Here is a 20644-nt window from a genome sequence, read left to right as displayed (position 1 = left end):
GTCCGGGCGGGGCCGGGGAGCCGGCTTGGGGCGGGGACGCCACGCGCGCGCCGGGCGCCGGGACGGACGGAGGCGTCCGGGGCGCGGGCGGGGGCGCGCAGCACGCGTACGACCGTCACGACGCCGGCGGCTGGGGTGCCGCCGGCGCGGGCGCGGGGGCCCAGGAGCACCGGCGCGGGCAGTCACCGGTGGTGCCGGGACAGGCCGGGGCACCGGGCGTGGAAAGCTGGTCCGCGTCCTCCGGCGCGCCCGGCACCGGGTCCGGCGCGGACACGCACGCGGGCCGCTCCGGGGTCGGCGGACCGGCTGCCGGGGACGTACCGGCGGGCGGGCGGAAGGGCACCCCGGTCAGGGGCACGGACTTCCCGGAGGGCGCCCGCCCCGGACCGGCGGACGCCGCGCAGGGCCCCCGGCGGCGCGGGCTCGGCGCCTGGGCGCGGCGGCTGACCGGCGCCCGCCGGGAGCAGGCCGCCGGGCCGGCGTACGACGAGGCCGGCCGCGCCGCCGGCGGACCCGTGGCCGCTGCCCCGCGTCGGCCGGAGAGCTGGCCGGACCCCGCCGCGCTGCTGCTGACGGCGCTGGGGCCCGGGCCCCGGCTGTGGGAGCGCGGACCGCACCACCCCGAGGCGCTGACCGTGCGGCTCGGCACGGCCGACCGGAGCGCGCCGGACGGCTCGGGCCTGCTGCCGGCGGTGCCCGTGACGGCCGCGCTGCGCGAGGCGGGCGCGCTGGGCCTCGCCGGCCCGCGCCCCCGGCTGTCCGGGCTGGCCCGCGCGGTGCTGGCCCAGCTCGCCGCGCTGCACTCCCCCGACCTGCTGGAGATCGTGCTGATCAGCGCGGACCACGCGCGGCCGGTCGCGGACCGCACCGCGGAGTGGGCCTGGCTGGGCTGGCTGCCGCACGTCCGGCCGGGCCACGGCCAGGACTGCCGCCTGCTGCTGGCCTACGACCGCGAACAGGCGGCGGCCCGCGCGGAGGAGCTGCTGCGCCGGCTGGACGACCACGCGGCGACGGGCCGGACGACGGCCCGCCCCGGCACGGCGGGCGACGCGCACCCCGCGGCGGCGGCCGGTGCCGAGGGGCGCACCGCCCCGTCCGGCGCGCCGGGCGGTGCCGGGCGCCCCGGTGATGCCGCCCGCGGCGACACCGGGCACCCCCGCGTCGACGGCCGGACCGACGACCGGAGCGCGTCCTTCGCACCCACCGCCGGAACCGGCACACCCGGCGCGCCGGGCGCGCCGGGCGCTGCCGGACACCTCCGCGACACCGGGCACCCCCGCGTCGACGGCCGGACCGACGACCGGGGCGGGTCCTTCCCGTCCTCCGCCAAGACCGGCACGCACGGCCCCGCGGTCGTCCCCGGGGCGGAGCCGGCGACCGGCGCCGCGAGCCGGGAGACCCCCGGCCGCGTCCCGCACGGCGAGGGCGCCCGGGCCGAGGGGGCCGTCCGCCGGCCCTCCTGGGCGCGGGACGACGCCGGTCCGGCCGGCGCCGGCGTGTTCCCGGGGCCGTTCACCGTCGTCGTGGTGGACGGGGACCCTGGGGGCTCCGCGCTGCGCGACGCCCTCGCGCGACTGGCCGTGGCCGGACCGCGGGCCGGTATCCACGTGGTGTGCCTCGCCGAGACCGAGCCCGCCTCGCCGGCCTCCCCGGTGGCGCGGACGTACGAGGCCGCGTGCGCGGTGACGCCGACGTTCCGGCACTGCGGTGCCGTGGCGCTGCTCAGCGGTGACGTCGCCACCGCGCTCCAGCTGCTGCGGGTCGCGCCGGGCGGCCCGGCCGGCCCCGGGACGAGCGCCACCGTCGACGCCGTCTCCGCCGCCTGGGCGGAGCGGTTCGCGCGGGCGCTGGCGCCGCTGCGCCCGGACAACCCGGCCGGCGACCCGCACGCGCGCGTGGCCGCGCCGCTGCCGCTGTCGGCGCGGCTGCTGGACGAGCTGGGGCTGGCCCGGGCCACCCCGGCCTCGCTGATGGCGCGCTGGGCGGACGCGGCGGACGACACCGAGTCGCCGGGCGGGCGGGCGCGGGCGGTGCTGGGCGCCGGGCCGCGCGGCCCGGTCACCGCCGACCTGGTGGCGGACGGGCCGCACCTGCTCATCGAGGGACCGGCGGGCAGCGGCCGGACCGAGCTGCTGCGGACCGTGGTCGCCTCGCTGGCCGCCGCCGAGCGGCCGGACCGGCTGGCCGTGGTGCTGCTGGACGGCCGCGACGGGGTCGGCACGGGCGCCGGCCGGGGTGAGGGCCTGCGCGTGGCTACGGACATACCGCACGTGACCACCCACCTGATCGCCAACGACCCGGTGCGCATGCGGGAGTTCGCCCAGTCACTGGCCGCCGAGCTGAAACGCCGGGCGGAGCTGCTGGGCCGGTCGGACTTCGCCGGGTGGCACGCGGGGCGGGAGGCGTCCGGCCGGATCGTCGCCCAGCGCACCGCGTCCGCCTCCGCCGCCGGTGCCTCCATGGCCGGTGTCTCCGCCTCCGGTGACATAGAGGCGCCGCCCAGCTCGACCCTCCGTCTGCGGCCGGGCGCGGCGGCCAGGCGGAGCGCCGGGGCGGCGCCCCCGCTGCCCCGGCTGGTGGTGGTCGTGGACGACCTGGACGCGCTGGTCTCCCCTCCGCTCGGCTCACCGGGCCGGCCCGCCGCCGGATCGGTGATACGGGCGCTGGAGGCGGTCGCCCGGGAGGGCGAGCGACTCGGTGTGCACCTGGTGGCGGCGGCCGGGACCGGCGGCCGTACGGCGGAGTCGGAGCCGGCCCGCCAGGCGGCCCTGCGGGTCGTGCTGGACGCCTTCCAGCCCGGGCCGGACCTGCCGGCGCCGGGTCGGGGCAGGCTGGCGTACGCGGACGGGCGGGCCGTGGGCTTCCAGGGCGGCCGGGTGACGGGCCGCATCCCGCGTACCGCGACGCAGCGGCCCACGGTGGTCCCGCTGGACTGGGAGCGCATGGGCGATCCGCCGGCCCGCCGGCCGGTGCGGGAGCTGGGCAACGGCCCGACCGACCTGGCCCTGCTGGCGAGCGCGGTCGAGCGGGCGGCCCGCCAGGTCTCGGCGGCGGAGGTGCCCTCGCTCCTCTGAGGTGCCGCCCCTCCTCCGAAGTGCCGTCCCCCGCGCCGGGGGATCTTCCGTGCCCCGGCCACCGGAAACCGGTGCGCATACACCCACGGTCACGAGCCGGTCACGATGCCCCGGTGGACCCCGCAGGCGCTCTTGCCCGCCCGGAGCGGCCCGGCGTACACCGGACCGCACGGACAGAGTTCTGACGTTCAGCGACGTTCAACGAAGAACGACGAACGGGGAAGTGATGCGCAGCAAGAGCAGCACGTTCCGGAACCACAGGGCCGTCACCACGCTCGCCGTCCTGCTCACGGGAGCCCTCGCGCTCTCCGCGTGCTCCGGCGGGGACGACGACGAGAAGGGACACGGCGAGCGGACCGGCGGGACCACCGGTTCCACCGTCACCCTGCCGAAGCTGGACGGCGCCCGTCTGGAGGTGTCCGCCGTCTGGACCGGCGGCGAGCAGGCCAACTTCAAGCAGGTCCTCGCCGAGTTCGAGAAGCGCACCGGCGCGAAGGTCACCTTCGTCCCCGCGCAGGACCCGATCATCAACTTCCTCGGCTCGAAGATCGCGGGCGGCCAGCCGCCGGACGTCGCGCTGCTGCCGCAGCCCGGTGCCATCAAGCAGGCCGTGGAGAAGGGCTGGGCCAAGCCGGTCGGGCCGGAGGGCCAAAAGCAGCTGGCGGCGAACTACGCGCAGGGCTGGCAGGACATCGGCAAGGTCGACGGCAAGCCGTACGGCGTCTACTACAAGGCCGCCAACAAGTCGCTGATCTGGTACAACACCCAGGTCTTCGAGAACGCGGGCGCCCGGGAACCGAAGACCTGGCAGGACCTGCTGACCGCCTCGCGGGCGGTGTACGACTCCGGGGTCACCCCGTTCTCGGTGGCCGGCGCGGACGGCTGGCCGCTGACCGACTGGTTCGAGAACGTCTACCTGTCCCAGGCGGGCCCGGAGAAGTACGACCAGCTCGCCCAGCACAAGATCAAGTGGACCGATCCGTCGGTGCGGCAGGCCCTGACCACCCTGGCCCAGCTCTGGGGCCGCGAGGACTACCTGGCGGGCGGGCGGAACGGCGCCCTCCAGACGGAGTTCCCGCAGTCGGTCACCCAGACCTTCACCGGTGGCGACCAGCCGAAGTCCGCGATGGTGTACGAGGGCGACTTCGTGCAGGTCAACATCGGGGAGACCAAGGCGAAGGTGGGCTCGGACGCCAAGGTGTTCCCGTTCCCGGCCGTCGGCCCGGCCGCGCCGGTGGTCTCCGGCGGTGACGCGGCCGTGATCCTGAAGGACTCCAGGGCGGCGCAGGCCCTGGTCACCTTCCTCGCCTCCCCGGACGCCGCCACGATCCAGGCGAAGCTCGGGGGCTACCTCTCGCCGAACAGGAACGTGCCGCTTACGGCCTACCCGAACGCGGTGCAGCGGAAGATCGCCGAGGCGCTGATCGCGTCCGGCGACGACTTCCGCTTCGACATGTCCGACCAGGCGCCGCAGGCCTTCGGCGGGACGCCCGGCAAGGGCGAGTGGAAGGACCTCCAGGACTTCCTGAAGAATCCGGGGGACGTCGCGGGCGCCCAGGCGCGGCTGGAGAAGGACGCGGCGGCGGCGTACGGGAACAAGGGCTGATCCGGCCATGGCGTCGGCAGCGGCGGCCGGGACCCCACCGGGCCCCGCCGCGCCCCGCGGTCGCAGAGGCGTGACCGGCACCCGCAGGACCGTGGCAGCGCTGTTCCTGCTGCCCGCCCTGGTGCTGCTCGGCGCGCTCGTGGTCTACCCGATCGGGTACTCGGTCGTCCGCAGCTTCTACGACAGCTCCGGCGACGGCTTCGCCGGGGTCGACAACTACCGGACCCTGTTCACCGACGACGGCATCCGCACCGCCCTGCGGAACAACGTCGTCTGGGTGGTGTTCGCGCCGACGGTCTCCACCGCGCTCGGCCTGGTCTTCGCGGTGCTGACCGAACGGGTGCGCTGGGGAACCGCGTTCAAGCTGGTCGTCTTCATGCCGATGGCGATCTCGATGCTGGCCGCCGGGATCATCTTCCGGCTGGTGTACGACCAGGACCCGGACAAGGGCGTCGCGAACGCGGTGTGGGTGGGCGTGCACGACACGTTCGCGCAGTCGTCGGCGTTCCCGAAGGCCCACCCGGGCCGCAGCTCCCCGCTCCGGCCGGACGGCGGGGGCTTCATCACCGAGGCCCCCGTCCGTGCCGGGCGGCCGGTCGCCCTGCCGCTCGTCGGGGTGGCCCCGGACCGGTTGCCGGACGGGGTGCGCGAGGCCGTCGCAGCGCGGCCGGAGCCGGGCAAGGTCACCGGCACCGCCTGGCAGGACTTCACCCGCGGCAAGGGCGTCGGGAAGCTCGGCGTGCCCGACCCGTCCGAGGTGGGGTACGCGGGCATGCGGATCGAGGCGGTGAAGGACGGCGAGGTCGTCGCCGCCGCAAAGGCGGCCGGGGACGGCACCTTCACGCTGCCCGCCGCGGCCGACGGGGCCCGGCTCAGGCTGCCGGAGAGCAACTTCCGGGAGCCGTACGACGGGGTCGGCTGGCTCGGCCCGGCGCTGGTCACCCCGGCGATCATCGGGGCGTACGTGTGGATGTGGGCGGGCTTCGCGATGGTGCTGATCGCGGCCGGGCTCGCGGGCGTGCCCCGGGAGCTGCTGGAGGCGGCGCGGGTGGACGGCGCCACCGAGTGGCAGGTGTTCCGCAAGGTGACCGTGCCGCTGCTGGCGCCGGTGCTGGCGGTGGTCGTCGTCACGCTGATGATCAACGTGCTGAAGGTCTTCGACCTGGTGTTCATCATCGCGCCGGGCTCCTCCCAGGACGACGCGAACGTGCTGGCGCTGGAGCTGTACCGCAAGGGCTTCGCGGAGGGCCGGCCGGGCGTCGCGAGCGCGATCTCGGTGTTCCTGCTGCTGCTCGTGATCCCCGTGATGCTGTTCAACATGCGCCGGCTGCGGCGGGAGGTGCGGCGATGACGGCGACCGCCGAGAGCGCCGGGAAGGCTCGGGCGGCGGCACCGGTGCGGGCCGGGCGGTCGGCCGGCTCCCGGATCGCCGACGCGCTGAGCGGCGGCCTGGTCCGCGTGGTGCTGATCGTCGTGGGTCTGTTCTGGCTGGTGCCGACCATCGGTCTGCTCGTCTCCTCGCTGCGCGCGCCCGAGGACATGAGCGCGAGCGGCTGGTGGACGGTGTTCACGAAGCCCTCCCAGCTGACCGTGGACAGCTACCGGAAGCTGCTGGAGAACTCCGACATCACCCACTCGTTGCTGAACACCGTGCTGATCACGGTCCCGGCGACGGTCCTCGTGGTGGTGATCGGGGCGCTGACCGGGTACGCCTTCGCGTGGATGGAGTTCCCGGGCCGGGACTGGTGGTTCCTGGGCGTGGTGAGCCTGCTGGTGGTGCCGGTCCAGGTGGCGCTGATCCCGATCGCCGAACTCTTCGGTGACATCGGCCTGTTCGGCTCCATCCTCGGGGTGGTCCTGTTCCACACCGGCTTCGGACTGCCGTTCGCGGTGTTCCTGCTGCGCAACTTCTTCGCGGAGATCCCGCGCGAGCTGCTGGAGGCGGCCCGGCTGGACGGCGCCGGTGAACTCCGGCTGTTCGCACGGGTGGTGATGCCGCTCGGCGGGCCCGCGATCGCCAGCCTCGGCATCTTCCAGTTCCTGTGGGTGTGGAACGACATGCTGGTCGCGCTGGTGTTCACCAAGTCGGGCACGCAGCCGGTCACGGTCGCCCTCCAGACGCAGGTACGGCAGTTCGGCAACAACATCGACGTGCTGGCACCCGGCGCGTTCATCTCCATGGTGATCCCGCTGGCCGTGTTCTTCGCGTTCCAGCGGCAGTTCGTGTCCGGGGTGATGGCGGGCGCGGTCAAGTGACCGCCGGGCGCCACGGCGCGGGGAGGCGGGTCCGCGGTGGCCCGCCCCTCCGCGTTCACCTGATGTGACCCGAATGCCGTACGGGCCGTAACCACGTCACTCCATCGGCCGTTCCCGGGCCAGACGCCCGCGCCGACCGACCCATGGATGTCCCGTGCCCAGGTTCAGTGTCATTGTCCCCGCGTACCAGGTCCAGGCGTATCTGTCCGAGTGCCTGGACTCGGTGCTCGCGCAGTCGTACCCCGACCTGGAACTGATCGCCGTGGACGACCGCTCGCCGGACGCCTGCGGCGCGGTCATCGACGAGTACGCGGCGCGGGACGCCCGGGTGAGGCCCGTGCACCTGGCCGAGAACCGGGGTCTGGGCCGGGCCCGGAACGCGGGGCTGGCCGAGGCGACCGGCGACTACCTGCTCTTCCTGGACGGCGACGACACGCTCGCCCCGGACGCGCTGCGGGCCGTCGCCGACCGGCTCGCCGAGACCGGCGACCCGGACGTCCTGGTCTTCGACTACGCGCGCACCCACTGGGACGGCCGCCAGGTGCGCAACCAGCTCGCCGCCCAGCTCACCGAGGAGGGCCCGGCGCCGTTCCGGCTCCAGGACCGGCCGGGGCTGCTGCGGGTGCTGATGGTGGCCTGGAACAAGGCGTACCGGCGGGAGTTCGTCCGGGAGCACGGCTTCGCGTTCCCGCCGGGCTACTACGAGGACACCCCCTGGACCTTCCCGGTGCTGCTGACGGCCCGGTCGATCGCCACCCTGGACCGGGTGTGCGTGCACTACCGGCAGCGGCCGGGCAGCATCCTCGCCACCACCAGCCGCCGGCACTTCGACCTGTTCGACCAGTACGACCGGGTGTTCGCGTACATCGCGGAGCGGCCCGCGCTCGCCCGCTGGCGGCCGGAGCTGTTCCGGCGGATGGTCGACCACTGCGCGACCGTGTTCACCAAGCCCGGCCGGCTGCCGCGCGGCAGCCACGGCGAGTTCCTGCGCCGGGCCCGCGCCCACTACCGCCGCCACCACGTGCCCGGGGCGCGCGTCGGCCTCCGGCACGCGCTGGTCCGCTTCGGTCTGCACCGCACGTTCCGGGCGCTCCGGCTGGCCGCGGCGGTGCGCCGGCGGGTGCTCAGGTCCGCGCTCCGCTCGGCGCGCGCCCTGCGCGCCGCTGTGCTGCGGCTGCACTACCGCGTCCAGCTGCGGCTGCCGCTGCGCGCCGACCGGGCGGTGTTCACGGCGCTGGAGGGACGCGGCGACCCGGCGGCGCTGGAGGAGGCGTTCCGGGCGTACGCCCCGCATCTGAGTACGGCGTGGATCGCGTGGCCGGGGCAGGAGCACGCGGTGCCGCCCGGGCCGCGCCCGCTGCGTCCGGGCACGGCCGCCCACTGGTCGGCGCTGGCCCGCTCCCGCTACCTGGTCACCGACGCCGGCTTCGGGGTGCGGCTGCGCAAGCGGCCCGGTCAGGTCGTCGTGCGGACCCAGCCCGGCACCCCCCTCGGGCACGCGGGCCTCGATCTCCAGGAGCGCCCGGCGGCGGCCCGGGACACGGACTTCGCGGAACTGCTGCGCGCCGCCGGCCAGTGGGACTACGTCCTGTCCGGCAACCGGCACTCCACCCTGACCTGGGAGCGGGTGTACCCGGGCCGGTACACCACGCTGGAGTACGGACTGCCCCGCAACGACGTCCTCCAGCGGGCGACCGCTGCGGAGGCCGCCCGGCTGCGGGCGTCCCTGGGCGTGCCGGAGGGCGCGGTCGCGATCCTGTACGCCCCCGCGTGGCGCGACGTCCGGCGCACCCAGACCCCGCCGCTGGACCTGGAGCGGGTCCTGCGCCGCCTCGGCCCGGGCTTCGTGGTCCTGGCCCGCGCCCACGCCCCCGTCCGGGGCCCCGGGATCATCGACGTCTCCGGCCACCCGGACCCGGCCGCGCTGTGCCTGGCCTCGGACGCGCTGCTCACCGACTACGCCCCGGTGATGTTCGACTACGCGAACCTGGACCGGCCGATCGTGGTGCACACGGAGGACTGGGCGGCGTACGCGGCGGCCCGCGGGGTCTACTTCGACCTGCGGGACTTCCCGCCGGGCGCGGTCGCGCGCGACGAGGACGAGCTGATCGGCGTCTTCTCCGGCGGCGACTGGCGCGGCGAGCGCGCGGCGCGGCTGCGGGCGGCGTTCCGGGAGCGGTTCTGCCCGTGGGACGACGGGCGCGCCGCCGAACGGGTCGTACGGCGGGTGGTGCTGGGCGAGACGGAGGTGCCGGCGGTGGTGCCGCTCCGGGAGCGGGTCCCGGCGCCGCCGGCCCGTGCGGGCTTCGCGCCGGACCCGTCCACCCCGGCGCAACCTTCCGGTCCCCGCACCGTCACCGAGAGCCGCTGAACGGCGTTGTTCCTCCCGGGAGTTCCCGCGCCCCTCGGCTCGACGCGGCCCACCCCGAGCCGGCCGTCCACCTGGCGCCCGGCGGGGCGGCCCGGCCGCGTCCGCAAGACGACAGAGAGAACGAAATGCCCCGCTTCAGCATCATCGTCCCGTCCCACGGGGTCGCCGGCCGGCTGTCCCAGGCGCTGGACTCGGTTCTCGGCCAGTCCTTCGGCGACCTCCAGCTGATCCCGGTCTGCGACGCCCCCGACGCCCCGGCCGCCGAGGTCGCCGCCGGGTACGCCGGGCGGGACCGCCGGGTGACCCCCGTCCACTCGCCGCCGTCCGCCGGGCTGGGCGGGGCGCGCAACGCCGGGATGCGGGCGGCGACCGGCGCCTATCTGCTCTTCCTGGACGGCGACGACCTGCTGCTGCCCGGCGCCCTCGCCGCGCTGGACGCCCGGCTGGCCGAGACCGGCGGCGTGGACGTGCTGTACGCCGAGCACGAGCGCGCCCCCTGGTGGGAGGGCGAGCCGACGAACCCGGCCGCACCGCTGCTGGCCGGGGCCCCGAAGGGCGCGTTCGCCCCGGCCGAGCTGCCGGAGCTGACCGGTGTGCTGCTGCCGGCCTGGGGCACGCTCTACCGCCGCGCCTTCCTCACCGAGCGGGAACTGACCTTCCCCGACGGCCACTTCACCGACCTCGGGTGGAGCGGGCTGACCGGCGTCGCGGCCGGGCGGATCGCGGTGCTGCGCCGGGCCGTCGTACGGCACCGGCTGCGCCGTCAGGGCAGCCGGCTCAACCTGCCGGGACCGCACCAGCACACCCTGCTGGACCAGGTGGAGCGGGTGCTGACCGGGGCGGCCGGGCACGCCCTGCCGGCCGAACGGACGGCCCCCCTGTTCGACCAGCTGTTCGCCCTGGTGCTGAAGACGGCGTCCCGCCCGGAGCGGCTGCTCACCGGGCACCGGGCGTTCTTCCGCCGCGCGGCCCGTCTGTACCGGCGGTACCGGCCGGCCGGCCACCGGGTGCCGGACGGCAGCCTGGGCGTACAGCACCGGCTGCTCGCGGCGGGCGCGTACACCGCCTTCCGGGCGCTGCGCGGCGCCAACCGGGCGGCCGGGGCCGCGGCCGGCCGGCTGCCCCGCCCGCACCTGCTGCGCACCCGGCTGCGCTACGCCCGCGACCTGCGCCGCCCGCTCGACGAGAACCTCGCCGTGTACTGCGCCTACTGGGGCCGCGGCTACGCCTGCAACCCGGCCGCGATCCACGCCAGGGCCCGGGAACTCGCCCCGCACATCCGCTCGGTGTTCCTGGTGGAGGCGGGCCGGGAACACACCCTGCCGCGGGACGTCGAGTACGCGGTGATCGGCTCCCGCCGCTACTGGCAGGTGCTGGCGCGCGCCAAGTTCCTGATCAACAACGCGAACTTCGCCGAGGGCGTCGTCAAACGGCCCGGCAGCGTGCATCTCCAGACCCAGCACGGCACCCCGCTGAAGACGATGGGCGTGGACCAGTCGACGTACCCGGTGGTGGCCGCGCAGTCCGGCAGCTTCACCAAGCTGCTCGGCCGGGTGGACCGCTGGGACTTCAACCTGTCGTCCAACCGCCACTCCACCCAGATGTGGGAGCGCGCCTTCCCCGGCTCCTACGAGCACCTGGAGTACGGCTATCCGCGCAACGACGTCTACTACACGGCGACCGCCCGCGACGTCTCCCGGATTCGCCGCGAGCTGGGCGTCCCGGAGGGCAGGACGGCGGTGCTGTACGCGCCGACCCACCGGGACCACCACACCGGCTTCGAGCCCGGCCTGGACCTGGAGGCGTTCTGCGAGGCCGCCGGCGAGGACGTCGTGGTGCTGCTGCGCGCCCACTACTTCTACGACCGGGGGGCGGCGCGGGGCTCCGGCCGGGTCATCGACGTCACCGCGCACCGCTCCTCGGAGGACGTGTGCCTGGCCGCGGACGCCCTGGTCACCGACTACTCGTCCATCATGTTCGACTACGCCAACCTGGACCGGCCGATCGTCGTGTACGCGGACGACTGGGACGTCTACCGGGAGACCCGGGGCGTCTACTTCGACCTGATGGCCGAGCCGCCCGGTCCGGTCGCCCGGACCCCGCGGGAGCTGGCCGCCGTCTTCCGCGACGGCTCGTACGCGGGTCCCGGGTCCCGCGCGCTGCGGGCCGCGTTCCGGGAGCGGTTCTGCCAGTTCGACGACGGACGGGCCGCGGAGCGGGTCGTGCGGCGGGTGCTGCTCGGCCAGCCGCCGGAGACGGTCCCGCCCGTGATCCCGCTCGCGGAGCGCATCCCCGCCCCCGCCGCCGCGACCCTCGTGAGGAGCTGATCCGCCGTGCCCCGCTTCAGTGTGATCGTGCCCTGCTTCAAGGTGCAGGGCTTCCTGCGGGAGTGCCTGGACTCCGTGCTGGGGCAGTCCTTCTCGGACGTGGAGCTGATCGCCGTGGACGACTGCTCCCCGGACGGCTGCGGCGCCATCCTGGACGAGTACGCCGGGCGCGACGCGCGCGTGAAGGTGCTGCACCTGCCGGAGAACGTGGGTCTCGGCCGCGCCCGCAACGCGGGCCTGCCGCACGCCACCGGCGACTACCTGCTCTTCCTGGACAGCGACGACACGCTCACGCCGGGCGCGCTGCGGGCCGTCGCCGACCGGCTCGCCGAGACCGGCGACCCGGACGTGCTGGTCTTCGACTACGCGCGCACCTACTGGTGGGGCGGCACCCGGCGCAACGTGCTGGCGCACCTGCTCGCCGTGGACGGCACGTTCGGCGCCGCGGAGTACCCGGAGATCCTCGACCTGCTGATGGTGGTGTGGAACAAGGTCTACCGCCGGGAGTTCGTGGCGGAGCACGGCTTCGCGTTCCCGCCGGGCTACTACGAGGACACGCCCTGGACCTTCCCGGTGCTGCTCAGCGCCGACCGGATCGCCGCCCTGGACCGGATCTGCCTGAACTACCGGCAGCGCCGCCAGGGCAACATCCTGTCCACCACCAGCCGCAAGCACTTCGACATCCACGACCAGTACGAGCGGGTCTTCGCCTTCCTGGCCGAGCGGCCGGAGCTGGCGCGGTGGCGGCCGTACCTGCACCGCAAGATGGGCGAGCACTGCCTGGACATCCTGGCCAAGCCGGACCGGCTGCCGCCCGCCGACAAGGCCGAGTTCTTCCGGCGCACGGCGGAGCTGTTCCGCCGGCACCGGCCCGAGGGCGCCCCGGCGGACGGCGAGGTCGCCGTCCTGGAGGGGACCTGGACGGGGTACCGGCTGCGGCGGCGGGCGGAGCGGGCCGGGCGGGCGGCGGCCCGGCGGACGGAGCGGGTACGCCGGACGGCCGCCGCGCGGGCCCGGGCCGGCTGGGCGGCCGCGCACGCGTACCGCCCGCTGGACGAGCGGCTCGTGGTCTACTCGGCCTCCTCCCACCGGGGCCTGCTGGGCGACCCGGCGGCGATCTACCACAAGGCCCGGGAGATCGCCCCGGAGCTGCGCGGGGTGTGGGTGGTGCGGGACGCGGAGACGGCCGCGCGGCTGCCGACGGACGTGGAGCACGTGGTCGTCGGTTCCCGGCGCTACCTGGAGGTCACCGCGCGCGCGAAGTTCTTCGTCAACGACGTCAACTGGCCCGGCGCGCTGGTCAAGCGCCCCGGCAGCGTGCACATCCACACCCACCAGGGCACCCCGCTGAAGTACCTGGGCGCCGACCTGCTGGGCAAGCCGGGTGCCCGGCTCGGCTTCGACGTGCCGCAGATGCTGCGCCGGGCGGACCGCTGGGACCACAGCCTGGTCGGCAACCGCCACTCGGAGCTGGTCTGGGAGCGGGCCTACCCCTGCCACTTCGCCTCGGCGCGCACCGGCAGCCCGCGCAACGACGTGCTGGTGCGCGGCGGCATCGGCGACTTCCGGGAGCGGCACGGCATCCCGGCGGAGCACACGGTGGTGCTGTACGCGCCGACCCGCCGGGACTACCACCGGGGCGGGCACGTGGACCGGATCGACCCGGCCCGGTTCGCGGCCGACCTCGGCGAGGGGCACACCCTCGTGGTCCGGCTGCACCCGTCGCTGGCGCACGGCCCCGCCCGGGGTCTGGGCCTCGCGGAGCTGGCCCGGCGCGGGGTGGTGGTCGACGCGACCGACGAACCGCACCTGGCGGACGTGCTGCTCGCGGCGGACGTGCTGGTCACCGACTACTCGTCCGTCATGTTCGACCACGCCGTCCTGGACCGGCCGGTCGTGGTGCACGCGGACGACTGGCCCTCGTTCACGGCGAGCCGGGGCGCCTACCTCGACATCACCGCCGAGCCGCCGGGCCATGTCACGCGCTCCTACCGGGAGCTGGCCCGGCTCTTCGCCTCGGGGGCGTGGCGGGACGAGGAGTCGGCGCGGCTGCGCGCCGCGTTCCGGGACCGGTTCTGCGAGTTCGAGGACGGGCGGGCCGCCGAGCGGGTGGTGCGGACCCTGCTGCTCGGCGAGGCGATGCCGGGCCCGAAGGCGCGCGTTCCGGGCCAGGCACCGGCCCCGGGCGCGCTGTTCCCGGCGTAGTACGGCGCGGGGGCCGGCCCCCGCCGGGACCGGCCCCCGTCCCGCACGCGGCGACTACTCGACGACGAGGTCGACCTCGATGTTGCCGCGGGTGGCGTTGGAGTAGGGGCAGACCTGGTGGGCGGCCTCGACCAGCTCGCGGCCGGTCTCCTGGTCCACGGTGTCGGGCAGCTCGACGCGCAGGGTCACCTTCAGCCCGAAGCCCTCGCCCTGCTTGCCGATGCCCACCTCGGCGGTCACGGCCGCGTCGCTGACGTCGACCTTCGCCTTGCGTCCGACCAGGCCGAGGGCGCCGCCGAAGCAGGCCGCGTACCCGGCGGCGAAGAGCTGCTCGGGGTTGGTGCCCTCGCCGTTGCCGCCCAGCTCCACCGGCGGCGCCAGCTTGACGTCGACCTTGCCGTCGGAGGAGACGGCGCGGCCCTCACGGCCGTGGGTCGCGGTGGCGACGGCGGTGTAGAGCGCGTCCATGGTGACCATCCCTTGTCTTGAGTCGCGGTGTCCCGGCGGACCCTGTCCCGGCCGCCGTACGAGGACAAGTAGAGCACACAATTAAGTTGTGCACAACTAAATGGCGCGACCCGAGTTACCCTGGAGCCATGACCGCCTCCGCCGCCCCCGACGCCGACTGGCTCCGCCTGGACCGCCAGATCTGCTTCTCCCTGCACGCCGCCTCCCGCGCCTTCAACGGCGTCTACCGCGTGATCCTCAAGGACCTCGGGCTCACCTACCCCCAGTACCTGGTGATGCTGGTGCTGTGGGAGCAGGGCGAGCTGCCGGTCAAGAAGCTCGGCGAACAGCTGCGGCTCGACTCCGGCACGCTGTCCCCGCTGGTCAAGCGGCTGGAGACGGCCGGTCTGGTACGGCGCGAGCGCAGCGCCGAGGACGAGCGTTCGGTCCGGGTCCACCTCACCGAGGAGGGCGACGCGCTGCGCGGACGGGCCCTGGAGGTACCGCGCCGGATCATGTCGGCGACCGGCTTCGACCTGGCCGAGATCGGCGAGCTGCGCACCCGGCTCGACCGGCTCACCGCCGCTCTGGACGGGGCGGCGCGGACGGAGGCAGGCGCCGCGGACTGACCGGCCGTACGTACAGCCGCACGACGGTGCCGCCGCGCACCGCCTGCTCCCGGCCGGTGAACTCCCGCCACAGCACGGCCGCCTTGACCCGTTCGACGGGATCGCGCGGGGCCCGGCGGCCGGCCAGCAGCCTGCCGTCCGCCACGACCCACACCCGGCTCAGCCCCGCGAGCCGGCGCCGCGCCTCCGCCGCCCCGGCCTCCCGCCCGTACAGCGTCCCGGACTCGGCGGCCCCCGCCACCAGCAGTACGTCCCGCGTCCCCCGGAACGCCCCGGGATAGGTGAGCGCCACGTTCCGCAGCGCCGCCGGCAGGAACAGCACGGGATCGCCGGGGCCGGTCCGCCGCGCCGCGGCCCGGGAGACGGCACCGAGGTCATCGGCGCGCGACCCCGGCTCCCGGTCCTGCCGGAGGAGGGGGAACTGGTGCACGAGGGAGAGGGTGACGGCGAGGACCCCCGCGAGGACTCCGGCGAGGGCCGTGCCGGAGGAGCGCGCCGCCGGGCGCCCCTCCGGCCGGCCGCCGGCGGACAGCCGTCCCACCGCCCCGGCCAGCCGGTCGGCCCCGCACGCCACGAGCAGCGGGGCGCCCGACAGCGCGTAGAGCACATAGCGGTCGACGTACAGCGGAGACGCCTGCGACGCCAGCATCAGCGCCACCGGCGGCACCACCGCCACCGGCAGGGCCAGCCCCGCGCACGTCACCTCCCCGCGCCGTCCCACCAGCCCCGCCAGCCCCACCACGGCCAGCCCGGCGCACACCCAGAACACCGGGGCCGTCGGCCCCAGGAACCGGTACAGCAGCCGTTCGGCCGTCCCCGTCGTGGGCGCCCGCAGCCACGCGAGCTGCGCCGCCTGCTCCCGCGACACCAGCGCCATCGGCAGCAGCGCGAGCACCACCGCCACCGCCGAGCGCCCCCAGCCCCGCCACACCCGCGCCCCGGCCCGGGCCAGCGCCAGCGACACCGCGTGGGCGAGGAGCACGAGCACGGCGAACTCGTGCAGCCAGCAGGTGAGGGCGAGCACGGCGCCGTACGGCCACCACGAGCCGCCCCGCACCGCCCGCACGAACAGCAGGCTCGCCCCGGTGGCGCCGGCCGCGACCAGGGCGTACGAGCGGCCCTCCTGCGCGTAGTGGCCGGCCATCGGCGTGACGGCGTAGAGCAGTCCGGCCCACAGGCCGACGCGCGGCCGGACCAGCCGGGTGCCGAGGGCGGCCACCAGGCCCGCCGTGCCGGCCGCCGCGCACACCGACGGCAGCCGCAGGACGATCTCGTCGGGGTGGACGGCGAGGACGGCGTGCAGCAGGAGGTAGTACAGGCCGTGCACCGCGTCCACGTCGTGCAGCAGGAGCCAGATCTGCGGCAGCGTACGGCGTCCCACCTGGAAGGTGACGGCCTCGTCGCGCCACATCCCGCCCCGGTCCAGCCGCCACAGCCCGAGCGCCAGCATCACCAGTACGGGCACGGCGACGGCGACGGCCCGGTGGCTCACCGGTACCCGACGCGGCGGGTGGCTCGTTGCACCGGTCGGTACGCCCGTGGTCGCTCCAGCCGGCCGACGCGACTGCGGTTCCGCAGGAAGCCCGACGTTCACCATGGCGGCCCGATCTCTTGCGATTAGCCAATATTTGCCGTTCTTGACGGCGTATCAGCATGGATACCCCATCCATACCGCTTAGGCTCCCATGTGATGAACCGTCTCCGTGTCACCTCCGGCCCGGTCCTCGCCCTCGCCGCCCTGTGGCTCGCCACCCGTGCCCTGATGCTGTGGCTGACCGTCCACAGCGGCGCCCGGCTGCTCGGCGGGGGCGCGGTGACCCGGGAGGTGTGGCGGCTGTACTTCCACTGGTACGGCCTGCTCGCGGACGGCTCCTTCCCGGCGCACGACACGCTGTGGCAGTACCCGCCGGGCGCGGGCGCGGTGCTGCTGGCGCCGGGGCTGCTGCCGGGGCTGACGTACTTCCAGGCGTTCGTGCTGCTCACCCTGGCCGTGGACGCGCTGACCACGGCGGCACTGGTGCGCGCGGGCACCCGGCCCGGGCGCAGCCTGCTCGGCGCGGCCGCGTGGACCGGCGGGCTGCCGCTGCTGCTGCACCTGCCGCTCGCCCGGTACGACGTCCAGGTCACCGCCCTGGCCGTGCTGTCCCTGCTGGCCTCGGCGCGCTCCCCGCGCGCGGGCGGTGTTCTCGGGGCGCTGGGCGCGCTGGTGAAGGGGTGGCCGGCGCTGGTGCTGCTGGGCACGCCCCGGGGCCGGCCGACGCGCACGGCGTGGGCGTCGGCGGTGTGGACCGGCGTCGCGGGCCTCGCCCTGCTCGCGGTCTTCTTCACCCATCCGCTGTCCTTCCTCCGCGAGCAGGGCGGCCGGGGCGTGCAGCTCGAGTCGCTCGGCGGTACGGCGCTCAATCTGGCCCGGCACGCCGGCTGGCCGGGCCGGGTCCGCTACCGCTACGGCGCGATGGAGCTGGTCGGCCCGCACGTGCACGCCGTCGCCACCGCCTCGCTCGCGTTGACGGCGCTCTCCTTCGGGCTGCTGGTGCTGTGGCGGGTGCGGGCGCGGCGCTGGACCGGGGCCACGCCGTTCGACGCGGCGCTGAGCGCGGTGCTGCTGTTCACGGTCACCAGCCGGGTCATCAGCCCGCAGTACCTGATCTGGCTGATCGGGCTGGCCGCCGTGTGCCTGACCTCGCGGCAGACCGGTCAGCGGCCGGTGGCGGTGCTGGTCCTGGCGGCGTCCGCGCTGAGCACGGTGGTGTACCCGATGTGCTACCGAGAGGTGATCGACGGCAGCTGGGCCGGGTGCCTGCTGATGCTGGCCCGCAACGGGGTGCTGACGGCCGCGGCCGTGCTGTCCCTCGTACGGCTGTGGCGGGGCGCGCGGCCACCGGCCCGGACGGCGGTGCCGGCGACGCAGTCCCGGGCCGGCGCCGACCGTCTTCCCGATCGTGCGCTAAGCGTCTCCTAACGGGGTAATACTGAACATTCCCCCACCCCCACCCTCGGCCCGTGGACCCCATGCACCCAGCACCGCGGCACCCAGCACCGCGAGACACCGCCCGCCGGGACCCGCGCCCGGCACCGGCCGGGGCGCCGGCGCCCCGGGTCTCCGTCGTGGTCATCGGCTACAACGACCGCGCCCACATCGCCGACGCCGTGCGCTCGGCGCTGGCGCAGGGACCCGCGGTCGCCGAGGTGATCGCGGTGGACGACTGCTCCACCGACGGCAGTGCCGGGCTGCTCGCCCGGCTGGCCTCCGGCGAACCCCGGCTGCGGGTGGTGCGCCGGGAGACGAACAGCGGCGGCTGCGGCAGTCCGCGCAACACCGGGGTCGACGCGGCGACGGCGCCGTACGTGATGTTCCTGGACAGCGACGACGTGCTGCCGCCCGGTGCGGCGGACGCGCTGCTGAGCGCGGCCACCCGGGCGGACGCCGAGGTCGCGGGCGGTCTGTGCGTGCGCCGGGAGCTGCCGTCGGGGCGCGAACAGCCGTGGCAGGCGCCCCTCTACACGGCGCACACGGTCCTCGAGCGCCCCGCCGAGCGCCCCCGGCTGGTGCACGACACGCTGTGCGTCAACAAGCTGTACCGCACCGGCTTCCTGCGCGCGCACGGCATCCGCTTCCCCGAGGGCCGCTTCCTCTACGAGGACTTCGTCTTCACCGCGCGGGTGCTGGCGGCGAGCCCGCGGATCGCGCTCGTGCCGGACCGGGTGTACGTGTGGCAGGTGCGCCGGTCGGCCGAACGGCTGTCGCTCTCGCTGGACCGCGAGCACATCGCGAACTGGACGGCGCGCGTCGAGGCGTGCGCGCGGGCGTACGACATCCTGCTGGGCGCCGGGCAGCGGGAGCTGGCGCGGGCGGCGCGCGCCAAGTTCCTCGACCACGAGGTGCGCATGTACGCGCGCGACCTGATCCTGCGCGACACGCCCTACCAGCGGGCGTGGTGGACGCACACCCGGCAGTACCTCGCCCGCTACGACGCGGCCGACTGGGAGCCCGACCCCGCCGCCCCCGGCCGGCTGCTCGGCCGGGTGGTACTGGCCTCCCCCGAGCCCCGCGACCTGCCCCGGCTGCGGGAGCTCGCCGCCCGCCCGGCGCGCCTGCTGCCGCCCTACGCGCGCGCCGCCGACGGCGCCCCGGTCTGGTCCCCCGGCCTCCCGGAGGTCTCCCTGGCCGCCCTGCTGGCCCGGCCCGTCGCCACGCTCCCGCTCGCGGTGGACGCGGAACTGCGCCCCCGCGCGCGTGCCTCGCTGCTGCGCCTGCGGCTGCACGAGCTGTACGGCAGGGTGGCCGGGGCGGGCCCGCGCGAGGTGCGGGCGGAGTGGCGGGCGCGCGAGGACGGCCGCACGCGCGGGCGCGCGACCGTGCCGCTCACGCCCTCGGGCGCGGACGGCTGGACGGCCCGGGTGCCCGTGGACCTGGCGGGGCTCGGCTCCGGCACCTGGGACCTGCGCCTGACCCTCCGCTTCGCGGACGGCGCGCGGCGCGAGGTCACGGCGCACGCCTTCACGGGCGCCGGCCGACTGCGCCGGCACGCCGTGCCGAGCGCCGTGTACGGCGTACTCCTGGCACAGCCGTACGCCACGCACTCCGGCGCACTGGCCTTGCGCGTGGCGACCGGCCCGGGTGGCGTGCTGCGGGTGGCCCGCGGCCGGCTGCGCCGCCTGCTGCACTGGGAACCGGGCCGGCCGACGAACAGCCGACGAACAGCCGACGAACGACGAGGAGACGGCCGCACATGACCTGGCTGATCACCGGCGGTGCCGGATACATCGGGGCGCACGTGGTGCGGGCCTTGACCGAGGCGGGCGAACGCGCGGTCGTCTACGACGACCTGTCCACGGGTCTGGCCGCGCGGGTGCCGGCCGGGGTCGAGCTGGTGCGCGGCTCGGTGCTGGACGCGGAGCTGCTGGCCCGGACGCTCGCCGGGTACGGCATCACGGGGGTCGTCCACCTGGCGGCGAAGAAGCGGGTGGGCGAGTCGGTCGAACGGCCGCTGCACTACTACCGGGAGAACGTGGAGGGGCTGCGCGTCCTGCTGGAGGCGGTGGTCTCGGCCGAAATCCCGTCCTTCGTCTTCTCCTCCTCCGCCGCGGTGTACGGCATGCCGGACGTCGACCTGGTCACGGAGGAGACCCCCTGCCGGCCGGTCTCCCCGTACGGCGAGACGAAACTCGCCGGCGAGTGGCTGGTGCGCGCCACCGGCCGGGCGGCCGGCCTGGCCACGGCGTCGCTGCGCTACTTCAACGTGGCGGGCGCGGCGGCCCCGGAACTCGCCGACACCGGCGTGTCCAACCTGGTCCCGATGGTCTTCGAACGGCTCACGCGGGGCGCGGCACCGCGCATCTTCGGCGACGACTACCCGACGCCCGACGGCACCTGCGTCCGCGACTACATCCACGTGGCCGACCTGGCCGAGGCCCACGTGACCGTGGCCCGGGCCCTCCGCTCCTCCCCAGGCACCGCCCTGACCCTGAACATCGGGCGCGGCGAGGGCGTCTCCGTCCGCGAGATGATCGACCACGTCAACGCGGTCACCGGCTACGACCGCGCCCCGACGGTCACCCCGCGCCGCCCCGGCGACCCCGCGCGCGTGGTCGCCTCCGCGACCCGCATCGCCACGGAGCTGGGCTGGCGGGCCAGATACGACGTACCGGACATGATCACGTCGGCGTGGGAGGGCTGGATCGGCCGGCACCCGCAGGCGGCACGCTCCTAGCCGAGCCTTGTGACC

General features: G+C 75.7%; 13 protein-coding genes. 11 read left to right on the top strand and 2 right to left on the bottom strand.

Annotation, left to right across the window (positions count from 1 at the left end; genetic code table 11):
* From IF37_RS0124055 to IF37_RS0124025, 7 genes are all read left to right on the top strand, one after another.
* Positions 1-3074 (top strand): FtsK/SpoIIIE domain-containing protein (locus IF37_RS0124055; protein ID WP_030746130.1); only part of this gene is annotated, 3074 nt, incomplete at its 5' end.
* A 226-nt stretch (positions 3075-3300) separates the two neighbouring features.
* Positions 3301-4680, top strand: coding sequence for an ABC transporter substrate-binding protein (locus IF37_RS0124050; RefSeq protein ID WP_030746127.1), 1380 nt, complete (start codon positions 3301-3303; stop codon positions 4678-4680).
* Between the two features lie 70 nt (positions 4681-4750).
* Complete coding sequence (locus IF37_RS0124045; RefSeq protein ID WP_030746124.1) at positions 4751-6031, top strand: carbohydrate ABC transporter permease; 1281 nt, start codon at positions 4751-4753, stop codon at positions 6029-6031.
* Entirely contained in the window at positions 6028-6936 is a 909-nt protein-coding gene (locus tag IF37_RS0124040; RefSeq protein ID WP_030746121.1) for a carbohydrate ABC transporter permease, read from the top strand. The genes IF37_RS0124045 and IF37_RS0124040 overlap by 4 nt, the downstream gene beginning before the upstream one ends.
* A 154-nt stretch (positions 6937-7090) precedes the next feature.
* Positions 7091-9307: a bifunctional glycosyltransferase family 2 protein/CDP-glycerol:glycerophosphate glycerophosphotransferase gene (locus IF37_RS0124035; RefSeq protein WP_030746118.1), complete on the top strand. Its 2217-nt coding sequence runs from the start codon at positions 7091-7093 to the stop codon at positions 9305-9307.
* A 125-nt stretch (positions 9308-9432) separates the two neighbouring features.
* On the top strand, positions 9433-11634 hold the full coding sequence (locus IF37_RS0124030) for a CDP-glycerol glycerophosphotransferase family protein (protein ID WP_030746116.1): 2202 nt from the start codon (positions 9433-9435) through the stop codon (positions 11632-11634).
* Between the two features lie 6 nt (positions 11635-11640).
* Entirely contained in the window at positions 11641-13839 is a 2199-nt protein-coding gene (locus IF37_RS0124025) for a bifunctional glycosyltransferase/CDP-glycerol:glycerophosphate glycerophosphotransferase (RefSeq protein WP_030746114.1), read from the top strand.
* A 54-nt stretch (positions 13840-13893) separates the two neighbouring features.
* Here IF37_RS0124025 and IF37_RS0124020 read toward each other — a convergent pair whose 3' ends face one another.
* Positions 13894-14307, bottom strand: coding sequence for an organic hydroperoxide resistance protein (locus IF37_RS0124020; protein WP_030746112.1), 414 nt, complete (start codon positions 14305-14307; stop codon positions 13894-13896).
* Between the two features lie 128 nt (positions 14308-14435).
* Here IF37_RS0124020 and IF37_RS0124015 point away from each other — a divergent pair, with 128 nt between their 5' ends.
* Positions 14436-14915, top strand: a complete 480-nt coding sequence (locus IF37_RS0124015) for a MarR family winged helix-turn-helix transcriptional regulator (RefSeq protein WP_030746109.1) — start codon at positions 14436-14438, stop codon at positions 14913-14915.
* On the opposite strand, the gene IF37_RS0124010 is transcribed toward IF37_RS0124015, so the two are convergent.
* The gene (locus IF37_RS0124010) at positions 14863-16365 is read right to left on the bottom strand and encodes a glycosyltransferase family 39 protein (RefSeq protein ID WP_030746107.1); all 1503 of its coding nucleotides are present in this window, start codon (positions 16363-16365) and stop codon (positions 14863-14865) included. The two genes, IF37_RS0124015 and IF37_RS0124010, sit on opposite strands and share 53 nt — an antisense overlap.
* Before the next feature lie 240 nt (positions 16366-16605).
* Between IF37_RS0124010 and IF37_RS0124005 the strand changes: the two genes are divergently transcribed.
* From IF37_RS0124005 to galE, 3 genes are read left to right on the top strand one after another with little or no spacing between them, the layout of a single operon-like run.
* Positions 16606-17877 carry a glycosyltransferase family 87 protein gene (locus tag IF37_RS0124005; RefSeq protein ID WP_173456974.1) on the top strand — a complete coding sequence of 424 codons (1272 nt, stop codon included), beginning with the start codon at positions 16606-16608 and terminating at the stop codon, positions 17875-17877.
* Positions 17878-17927: 50 nt separating this feature from the next.
* Positions 17928-19652 carry a glycosyltransferase family 2 protein gene (locus tag IF37_RS0124000; RefSeq protein ID WP_079165856.1) on the top strand — a complete coding sequence of 575 codons (1725 nt, stop codon included), beginning with the start codon at positions 17928-17930 and terminating at the stop codon, positions 19650-19652.
* Positions 19649-20629: a UDP-glucose 4-epimerase GalE gene (galE, locus tag IF37_RS0123995; RefSeq protein ID WP_030746097.1), complete on the top strand. Its 981-nt coding sequence runs from the start codon at positions 19649-19651 to the stop codon at positions 20627-20629. Before IF37_RS0124000 ends, galE begins: the two co-directional genes overlap by 4 nt.
* Positions 20630-20644: the final 15 nt, after the last annotated feature.

This window comes from Streptomyces sp. NRRL S-31 (genome assembly GCF_000718775.1).
GTDB lineage: Bacteria > Actinomycetota > Actinomycetes > Streptomycetales > Streptomycetaceae > Streptomyces.
This window is presented reverse-complemented; position numbering and strand designations above follow the sequence as displayed.